This window comes from Mycobacterium asiaticum (assembly GCF_001673365.1).
GTDB classification, from domain to species: Bacteria; Actinomycetota; Actinomycetes; order Mycobacteriales; family Mycobacteriaceae; genus Mycobacterium; species Mycobacterium asiaticum_A.
Genome location: NZ_LZLS01000036.1, coordinates 1 through 1,116 on the forward strand (window position 1 = coordinate 1; position 1,116 = coordinate 1,116).

A 1,116-nucleotide genomic window follows, 5' to 3' on the forward strand; every position below is an offset into this window, starting at 1 on the left:
CGGCGGGGCGGCCGTGGTGGGCGGCGGCGCGACCGTGGTAGGCGGCGGCGCCGCTGTCGTCGGCGGAACCGTGGTCGTTCTCGGCGCTTGGGTGGTCGCCGGAGTGGTGGGTGCCGTCGTTGGTGCCGTCGTCGTTGGTGCCGTCGTAGGTGCCGTAGTCGTTGGAGCGGTTGTGGTCGGCGCCGTCGTGGTGGGCGCCGTGGTAGTTGGTGGCGTCGTATACGTCGTCGTCGGTGGTGTCGTGGTCGGTGCTGTGGTCGGCGTCGTATAGCTCGGCGGGGTGTAGGTCGGCCACGTCGGCATCCCCGGGACCCACCCCGGATACGGCAGGGGCACCGGAACCGGCACCGGTATCGGCGCCGGAACGGGCACCGGAGCGGCCGGCACGGGAACCGGGGCGGGCGCCGCGGGCCGCGGCACATTCTGGACAGCGGGGATGGTGCCGCCCTGGAACCCAGCGGTGGGCAGATCCGCCGGCGGCGGCGGGACCGGTGCCTGCTGCTCGGTCGGCAATAGCGGCATGAACTTGCCCGGCTGGGCGTTCTGATGTCCTTCGACCGGCTGCGAAGCTGCGGCCGGTCGGATGGTGACGGCCACCGCGACGGCCAGCGACGCGAAGCCCATGACCGCGAATCCGATGACGGCGTTGCTGATCAGCAACCGCCGCAACCCGGGACGACCCGCACCGGCCGCGTCGACGTCTTCGTCGAACTCTTCGCCGTACTCGTCGTCGAACTCGTCGCCGTACTCCCCCAGGCCGTCGGTGTCGACCGGCAGGATGTCGTACTCACTGGCCTGCGAATACGCCAGTTGGTCGTCTCCGGTGCCGGGTTGGCCGAGGTCACCGGAGGGGACGAACGCGGTCGCGTCCGGCGGCACCTGCGAGGCCATCGTCGCGTCGCCGACCAGCCCCTGATGGGCATGCGCGTGATGCGCCAGGCCCTGATTGGCCATCGTCGCGTCGACGGACGAGGTAGGACCGCCGCCGGGCCCGCCACCTAACGACGGCTGTGCCATCGTGGCGCCCAACCCGGGCATGTCGGGGGACGACGTCGGGCCACCACCTGGCCCGCCGCCTGAGAACGCCGAGCCATCGGGCGACGACGTGGGACCACC

1 pseudogene is annotated in these 1,116 nt (G+C 72.0%); it reads right to left on the reverse strand.

Annotated features, from left to right (window positions below):
* A pseudogene (locus A5634_RS28560) lies at positions 1-903 on the reverse strand (hypothetical protein); the annotation flags it as partial.
* Positions 904-1,116: the final 213 nt, after the last annotated feature.